Raw genomic sequence first — 398 nt, 5'->3', positions numbered from 1 at the left:
AGGCGATCCGGCGCGACTTCGTCGTGAACGTGTCGCACGAGCTGAAGACGCCGGTCGGGGCGCTCGCGCTGCTCGCCGAGACGGTGCAGGACGCCGCCGACGACCCGGTGGCGGTGCGACGGTTCTCCGCACGCATGCAGTCGGAGGCGACGCGTCTGTCCGCGCTCGTGCAGGAGATCATCGAGCTCTCGCGGCTCCAGGTCGCGGGCGCGCTCCAGGAGGTCACGGTCGTCCCGGTGCGGGGCGTCGTCGAGGAGGCGGTGGACCGCGCGCGCACGACGGCGCAGGGCAAGGGCATCACGCTCACGACCGGGGGAGAGCTCGACGCCGCGGTGTACGGCGACCACAACCTGCTCGTCACCGCGGTGCGCAACCTCCTCGACAGCGCGGTCGCCTAC

The 398-nt window shown here is 72.6% G+C and carries 1 protein-coding gene; it reads left to right on the top strand.

Annotation, left to right across the window (positions count from 1 at the left end):
* Positions 1-5 precede the first annotated feature (5 nt).
* A partial coding sequence (locus G3I78_RS50170; protein ID WP_343244054.1) for a histidine kinase dimerization/phospho-acceptor domain-containing protein occupies positions 6-398 on the top strand: 393 nt, incomplete at its 3' end.

This window comes from Streptomyces sp. SID13726 (assembly GCF_010548375.1).
In the GTDB taxonomy this organism is placed as follows: domain Bacteria; phylum Actinomycetota; class Actinomycetes; order Streptomycetales; family Streptomycetaceae; genus Streptomyces.
This window is presented reverse-complemented; position numbering and strand designations above follow the sequence as displayed.